5 protein-coding genes are annotated in these 7,781 nt (G+C 65.7%); all 5 read left to right on the forward strand.

Going from position 1 to position 7,781, the window contains the following annotated elements; genetic code table 11:
• The first annotated feature begins 7 nt into the window (after positions 1–7).
• Positions 8–4,204, forward strand: coding sequence for a DNA-directed RNA polymerase subunit beta' (gene rpoC / locus FNZ56_RS12785; protein ID WP_143880201.1), 4,197 nt, complete (start codon positions 8–10; stop codon positions 4,202–4,204).
• A 315-nt stretch (positions 4,205–4,519) separates the two neighbouring features.
• The gene (rpsL, locus tag FNZ56_RS12790) at positions 4,520–4,894 is read left to right on the forward strand and encodes a 30S ribosomal protein S12 (RefSeq protein ID WP_143880202.1); all 375 of its coding nucleotides are present in this window, start codon (positions 4,520–4,522) and stop codon (positions 4,892–4,894) included.
• Positions 4,895–4,904: 10 nt separating this feature from the next.
• Positions 4,905–5,372 (forward strand): 30S ribosomal protein S7, encoded by a 468-nt coding sequence (gene rpsG / locus FNZ56_RS12795; protein ID WP_143880203.1) that lies wholly within the window; start codon positions 4,905–4,907, stop codon positions 5,370–5,372.
• A 172-nt stretch (positions 5,373–5,544) separates the two neighbouring features.
• The gene (gene fusA, locus FNZ56_RS12800; protein ID WP_143880204.1) at positions 5,545–7,635 is read left to right on the forward strand and encodes an elongation factor G; all 2,091 of its coding nucleotides are present in this window, start codon (positions 5,545–5,547) and stop codon (positions 7,633–7,635) included.
• 19 nt (positions 7,636–7,654) lie between these two features.
• Positions 7,655–7,781 (forward strand): GTP-binding protein (locus FNZ56_RS12805; RefSeq protein WP_229730253.1); only part of this gene is annotated, 127 nt, incomplete at its 3' end.

Genomic DNA, 7,781 nt, shown 5'->3' on the forward strand with positions numbered 1-7,781 from the left:
AAACGACATGAAAGATTTGCTGAACCTCTTCAACCAGCAGCGCCAGACGCTCGATTTCGACGCGATCAAGATCGCGCTGGCCTCGCCGGACCTGATCCGTTCGTGGTCCTACGGCGAGGTGAAGAAGCCCGAGACCATCAACTACCGCACCTTCAAGCCGGAGCGCGACGGCCTGTTCTGCGCCGCCATCTTCGGCCCGATCAAGGACTACGAGTGCCTGTGCGGCAAGTACAAGCGCATGAAGCACCGCGGCGTGGTCTGCGAGAAGTGCGGCACCGAAGTGACGCTGGCCAAGGTGCGCCGCGAGCGCATGGGCCACATCGACCTGGCCTCGCCGGTCGCGCACATCTGGTTCCTGAAGTCGCTGCCCTCGCGCATCGGCCTGATGCTGGACATGACCCTGCGCGACATCGAGCGCATCCTGTATTTCGAAGCCTACGTCGTGACCGAGCCGGGCCTGACCCCGCTCGAGCAGGGCAACCTGCTGACCGAAGAGCAATACATGCAGGCGCGCCAGGAGCACGGCGACGACTTCGACGCCGCGATGGGCGCCGAGGCGGTGTTCGAACTGCTGCGCGCGATCGACCTGCAGGCCGAGATGGTGAAGTTGAAGGAGGAAATCGCCTCCACCAACAGCGAGACCAAGCTCAAGCGCCTGACCAAGCGGATCAAGCTGGTCGAGGCCTTCATCGAATCCGGCAACCGTCCCGAGTGGATGGTGATGACCGTGCTGCCGGTGCTGCCGCCGGACCTGCGTCCGCTGGTGCCGCTGGACGGCGGTCGCTTCGCGACCTCCGACCTCAATGACCTGTACCGCCGCGTCATCAACCGCAACAACCGCCTGCGCCGCCTGCTGGAACTCAACGCGCCCGACATCATCGTGCGCAACGAGAAGCGCATGCTGCAGGAATCGGTGGATGCGCTGATGGACAACGGCCGCCGCGGCCGCGCCATCACCGGCACCAACAAGCGCCCGCTCAAGTCGCTGGCCGACATGATCAAGGGCAAGCAGGGTCGTTTCCGCCAGAACCTGCTCGGCAAGCGCGTCGACTACTCCGGCCGTTCGGTGATCGTGGTCGGCCCGTACCTCAAGCTGCACCAGTGCGGCCTGCCGAAGAAGATGGCGCTGGAACTGTTCAAGCCCTTCATCTTCGCCAAGCTGCAGCGCCGCGGCCTCGCCACCACCATCAAGGCGGCGAAGAAGCTGGTCGAACGCGAAGAAGCGGAAGTCTGGGACATCCTCGAGGAAGTCATCCGCGAGCATCCGGTGCTGCTGAACCGCGCGCCGACCCTGCATCGCCTCGGCATCCAGGCGTTCGAGCCGGTGCTGATCGAAGGCAAGGCGATCCAGCTGCACCCGCTGGTCTGCACCGCGTTCAACGCCGACTTCGACGGCGACCAGATGGCCGTGCACGTGCCGCTGTCGCTGGAAGCGCAGCTGGAAGCGCGCGCGCTGATGATGTCGACCAACAACATCCTGTCGCCGGCCAACGGCGAGCCGATCATCGTGCCGTCGCAGGACGTGGTGCTGGGCCTGTACTACATGACCCGTGCGCTGGAAGGCGCGAAGGGCGAGGGCATGGCCTTCGCCAACGTCGCCGAGGCACGCCGCGCGTTCGACAACAAGGCCGCCACGCTGCACGCCAAGGTCAAGGTCCGCATCGCCGAGACCGTCATCGGCGAGGACGGTTCGCGCACGCGCAAGACCTCGGTGGTCGAGACCACCGTGGGCCGCTCGCTGCTGGCCGAGATCCTGCCGGAGGGCCTGCCGTTCGCGCTGGTCAACACCGAGCTGACCAAGAAGGCGATCAGTCGCCTGATCAACACCTGCTATCGCATGCTCGGCTTGAAGGACACGGTCGTGTTCGCGGACAAGCTGATGTACACCGGCTTCGCCAACGCGACCCGCGCGGGCGTGTCGATCGGCATCGACGACATGACCATCCCGCCGGAGAAGAAGGCGATCCTCGACGAGGCCGAGGCCGAGGTGCTGGAAATCCAGCAGCAGTACCAGTCGGGCCTGGTCACCGCCGGCGAGCGCTACAACAAGGTCGTCGACATCTGGTCGCGCACCAACGAACGCGTCGCCAAGGCGATGATGGACGCGATCGGCACCGATACCGTGACCAACGCCAAGGGCGAGAAGGTCGCGCAGAAGTCGATGAACTCGATCTACATCATGGCCGACTCGGGTGCGCGCGGTTCGCAGGCGCAGATCCGCCAGCTCGCGGGCATGCGCGGCCTGATGGCCAAGCCGGATGGCTCGATCATCGAGACGCCGATCACCGCGAACTTCCGCGAAGGCCTGAACGTTCTGCAGTACTTCATCTCGACCCACGGCGCGCGCAAGGGCCTCGCGGACACCGCGTTGAAGACGGCGAACTCGGGTTACCTGACCCGTCGCCTGGTCGACGTGGCGCAGGACGTGGTCATCACCGAAACCGATTGCGGCACGCACGCCGGCCTGACCATGACCCCGATCGTGGAAGGCGGCGACGTGGTCGAACCGCTGCGCGACCGCGTGCTCGGCCGCGTCGTGGCCGAGGACGTGTTCCTGCCCGGTGAGGACGAGGATCCGATCGTCGTCCGCAACACCCTGCTCGACGAAGCCTGGGTGCAGAAGCTGGAAGACGCCGGCGTGCAGTCGATCAAGGTGCGTTCGACCATCACCTGCGAAAGCGCCTTCGGCGTGTGCGCGCACTGCTACGGCCGCGATCTCGGCCGCGGCCACCTCGTCAACCACGGCGAGGCGGTGGGCGTGGTCGCGGCGCAGTCGATCGGCGAGCCCGGTACGCAGCTGACGATGCGCACGTTCCACATCGGCGGCGCGGCTTCGCGCGCGGCGGCGATCGACAACGTGACGATCAAGACCACCGGTTCGGTCAAGTTCAACAACCTCAAGCACGTCTCGCACGCCAGCGGCGGCGAAGTCGCGGTGTCGCGTTCGGGCGAACTGTCCGTGCTCGACGCGCACGGCCGCGAGCGCGAGCGCTACAAGCTGCCGTACGGCGCGATGATCACGGTCAAGGACGGAGCCGAGGTCAAGGCCGGCCAGCAGATCGCGAACTGGGATCCGCACAACCACCCGATCGTGTCGGAAGTGGCGGGTTTCATGCGCTTCGTCGACTTCGTCGACGGCGTGACCGTGATCGAGAAGACCGACGAACTGACCGGCCTCGCTTCGCGCGAGATCACCGATCCCAAGCGCCGCGGCACCCAGGCCAAGGACCTGCGTCCGCTGGTGCGCATCGTCGACAAGGCCGGCAAGGATCTGCAGATCCCGGGCACCGACCTGCCGGCGCAGTACCTGCTGCCGCCGCGCTCGATCGTCAACCTGCAGGACGGCGCCGCCGTCGGCGTCGGCGACGTGGTCGCGAAGATCCCGCAGGAAGCGTCGAAGACCCGCGACATCACCGGCGGCCTGCCGCGCGTGGCCGACCTGTTCGAGGCGCGCAAGCCCAAGGATCCGGCGATCCTCGCCGAGATTTCCGGCGTCGTTTCGTTCGGCAAGGACACCAAGGGCAAGCAGCGCCTGATCATCAAGCCGACGGACGGCGACGAGCACGAAGAGCTGATCCCGAAGTACCGCCAGATCATCGTGTTCGAAGGCGAACACGTGGAGAAGGGCGAGACGATCGTGGACGGCGAGCCGACGCCGCAGGACATCCTGCGCCTGCTCGGCGTCGAGCCGCTGGCCGTGTACCTGACCAAGGAAATCCAGGACGTCTACCGCCTGCAGGGCGTGAAGATCAACGACAAACACATCGAAGTGATCGTTCGCCAGATGCTGCGCAAGGTCGAGATCACCGACGGCGGCGACAGCAAGTTCCTGCACGGCGAACAGGCCGAACGCCAGCGCGTGATCGAAGAAAACGCGAAGCTGGAGGCGAAGAACGAGATCATGGCGAAGTTCGATCCGGTGCTGCTGGGCATCACCAAGGCCTCGCTGGCGACCGAATCGTTCATCTCCGCGGCCTCGTTCCAGGAGACCACCCGCGTGCTGACCGAGGCCGCCGTCCGCGGCACCCGCGACAGCCTGCGTGGCCTCAAGGAGAACGTGATCGTCGGGCGCCTGATCCCGGCGGGCACCGGCCTCGCGTACCACAACCAGCGCCGCAAGAACGCCTCGGGCCTGACCGAGGCCGAGATGGCGACCCTGGCCGGCGAGTTGGCCGAGGACGTCGAGTCCGGCGAAGCGGTGTAAGTCCGGCGTCCTGCCCGGCTTCGGCCGGGCGGGAGCTGGCGCGGTACCCAGCGTCGCGTATACTCCGCGCCGCTGTTTCGATGGCTTCGGCCATCCAGATCACCAAATGAGGCGCAGGGAGCGCCTCGTGTTGGGCCCAGGATGGCGGGATCGCAGATCGACCGGGGCTGGTTGCAGTGCAGCCGGACCGGTTTTTCGGTATGGCCTCGTTTGACCGAAAGGTCCGGCGCGGGCTATACTTTTTCGTCTAAGCAGGCCTCTTTCGGGCCTGCTTCGTTTTCAGCGGGGCTTGGCCCCAACCGACCCAAGGCATCCATGGCCACGATCAACCAGCTGGTGCGCAAGCCGCGCAGCCCGGAAACCTACAAGAGCACGTCGCCCGCGCTCGCCAACTGCCCGCAGCGCCGCGGCGTGTGCACGCGCGTGTACACCACGACCCCGAAGAAGCCGAACTCGGCGCTTCGCAAGGTCGCCAAGGTGCGCCTGACCAATGGCTACGAGGTCATCTCGTACATCGGCGGCGAAGGCCACAACCTGCAGGAACACAGCGTGGTGCTGATCCGCGGCGGCCGCGTCAAGGACCTGCCGGGCGTGCGCTACCACACCGTGCGCGGTTCGCTCGACGCCGCCGGCGTCGCCAAGCGCCGCCAGAGCCGTTCCAAGTACGGCGCCAAGCGCCCGAAGGGCTGAGGAATAGAACATGTCGCGTAAAGGCAATACCCCGCAGCGTTCGGTGCTGCCCGATCCGAAGCATGGAAGCGAAACCATCGCGCGCTTCATCAACATGGTCATGCAGAGCGGCAAGAAGTCGGTCGCCGAGAAGATCGTGTACGGCGCCATGGACGTGATCGGCGAAAAGAACCCCAATGCGCTCGAGCTGGTCGAGAAGGCGCTTGGCAACGTGTCCCCGGCGGTCGAGGTCAAGTCCCGCCGCGTCGGTGGCGCGACCTACCAGGTGCCGGTCGAGGTGCGCGCTTCCCGCCGCACCGCGCTGGCGATGCGCTGGCTGATCGAATCGGCGCGCAAGCGCGGCGAGAACTCGATGCCGCGCAAGCTCGCCGGCGAACTGCTCGATGCCTCCGAGAACCGCGGCGGCGCGATCAAGAAGCGCGAGGAAACCCATCGCATGGCCGAAGCCAACAAGGCCTTCGCGCACTACCGCTGGTAACAAGACTGTCGGCGCGGGCCCGATAAGCCCGCCGGGCGGAGACGCCTGACATGCGCAGGCCGCACGCGGTCGCCGCGCGTACCACCGACGGCCGCCGCAAGGCGGCCTCGGCCTTCCGGAATCCGAGAAAGATTCCCAACACCCGTTTCGACGGAACAACGAGAGACTCAACGTGGCCCGCACCACTCCCATCGAGCGCTACCGCAACTTCGGCATCATGGCCCACATCGATGCCGGCAAGACCACGACGACCGAGCGCATCCTTTTCTACACCGGCGTCAACCACAAGATCGGCGAGGTGCACGAAGGCGCCGCGACGATGGACTGGATGGAGCAGGAGCAGGAGCGCGGCATCACCATCACTTCCGCCGCCACCACGGCGTTCTGGAAGGGCATGGACGGCTCGCTGCCGGAGCATCGCTTCAACATCATCGATACCCCCGGGCACGTCGACTTCACCATCGAGGTCGAACGCTCGCTGCGCGTGCTCGACGGCGCGGTGTTCGTGCTGTGCGCCGTGGGCGGCGTGCAGCCGCAGTCGGAGACGGTGTGGCGCCAGGCCAACAAGTACCACGTGCCTCGCCTCGCGTTCGTCAACAAGATGGACCGCACCGGCGCCAACTTCGACAAGGTCGTCGACCAGTTGAAGACCCGCCTGGGTGCGTACCCGGTGCCGATGCAGGTGCCGATCGGTGCCGAGGACGGTTTCGAGGGCGTGGTCGACCTGGTCAAAATGAAGGCGATCCAGTGGGACGTCGCCTCGCAGGGCACCAAGTTCGACTACATCGACATCCCGGCCAACCTCGTCGACAAGTGCAACGAGGCGCGCAGCTTCATGGTCGAAGCTGCGGCCGAGGCCAGCGAAGAGCTGATGGACAAGTACCTCAACGAGGGCGACCTGTCCGAAGCCGACATCCTCGACGGCCTGCGCGCGCGCACGCTGAAGACCGAGGTCATCCCGGTCTACTGCGGCACCGCGTTCAAGAACAAGGGCGTGCAGGCGATGCTCGACGCCGTCGTGCAGCTGTTGCCGTCGCCGGTCGACGTGCCGCCGGTGCAGGGCATCGACGAGGACGAGAAGGAAGCCACGCGCGCCGCCGACGACAAGGCGCCGTTCTCCGCGCTCGCGTTCAAGATCATGACCGACCCGTTCGTGGGTTCGCTCACGTTCTTCCGCGTCTATTCGGGCACGCTCAACTCCGGCGACCAGGTCTACAGCCCGGTGAAGTCGAGGAAGGAGCGCATCGGCCGCATCCTGCAGATGCACGCGAACAACCGCGAGGAGATCAAGCAGGTCAACGCGGGCGACATCGCCGCGGCGGTGGGCCTGAAGGATGTCACCACCGGCGACACGCTGTGCTCGCTCGACCACGTGATCACGCTCGAACGCATGGTGTTCCCGGAGCCCGTCATCTCGATGGCGGTCGAACCGAAGACCAAGTCCGACCAGGAGAAGATGGGCATCGCGCTGGGTCGCCTCGCGCAGGAAGACCCGTCGTTCCGCGTGCGCACCGACGAGGAATCCGGCCAGACCATCATCGCCGGCATGGGCGAACTGCACCTCGACATCCTCGTCGACCGCATGAAGCGCGAGTTCAACGTCGAAGCCAACGTCGGCAAGCCGCAGGTCGCCTACCGCGAAACCATCCGCAAGGCGGTCAAGGCCGAAGGCAAGTTCGTGCGCCAGTCCGGCGGCAAGGGCCAGTTCGGCCACGTGTGGCTGGAGATCTCGCCGAACGAGCAGGGCAAGGGCTACGAGTTCGAGAACGCGATCGTCGGCGGCGTGGTGCCGAAGGAATACATCCCGGCGGTCGACAAGGGCATCCAGGAAGCGGTCGCGAACGGCATCATGGCCGGCTATCCGATCGTCGACGTCAAGGTGAAGCTGGTCGACGGTTCGTACCACGAGGTCGACTCGTCGGAAATGGCGTTCAAGATCGCCGGCTCGATGGGCTTCAAGGAAGGCTTCAACAAGGCCAGCCCGGTGCTGCTCGAGCCGATGATGAAGGTCGAGATCGTCACGCCCGAGGATTACCTCGGCGACGTGATGGGCGACGTCAGCCGCCGCCGCGGCATCCTGCAGGGCCAGGACGACAGCCCGTCCGGCAAGATCATCAACGCGATGATCCCGCTGGGCGAGATGTTCGGTTACGCGACCACGTTGCGTTCGATGTCGCAGGGTCGCGCGACCTTCACCATGGAATTCGATCACTACGCGGAAGCGCCGGCGAACATCGCCGAAGCCGTGATCAAGAAGAACTAATTTCCAGAGGATAAAGACAATGGCAAAGGGTAAGTTCGAGCGCACCAAGCCCCACGTGAACGTGGGCACGATTGGTCACGTGGACCACGGGAAGACGACGCTGACGGCGGCGCTGACGAAGGTGGGCGCGGAGCGTTTCGGTGGTG

The organism is Lysobacter lycopersici, from assembly GCF_007556775.1.
Classification (GTDB): domain Bacteria; phylum Pseudomonadota; class Gammaproteobacteria; order Xanthomonadales; family Xanthomonadaceae; genus Pseudoluteimonas; species Pseudoluteimonas lycopersici.

Coding starts and splice junctions, on each gene's coding strand:
- rpoC (WP_143880201.1), top strand. CDS start 8: ATGAAAGATTTGCTGAACCTCTTCAACCAGCAGCGCCAGACGCTCGAT.
- rpsL (WP_143880202.1), top strand. CDS start 4,520: ATGGCCACGATCAACCAGCTGGTGCGCAAGCCGCGCAGCCCGGAAACC.
- rpsG (WP_143880203.1), top strand. CDS start 4,905: ATGTCGCGTAAAGGCAATACCCCGCAGCGTTCGGTGCTGCCCGATCCG.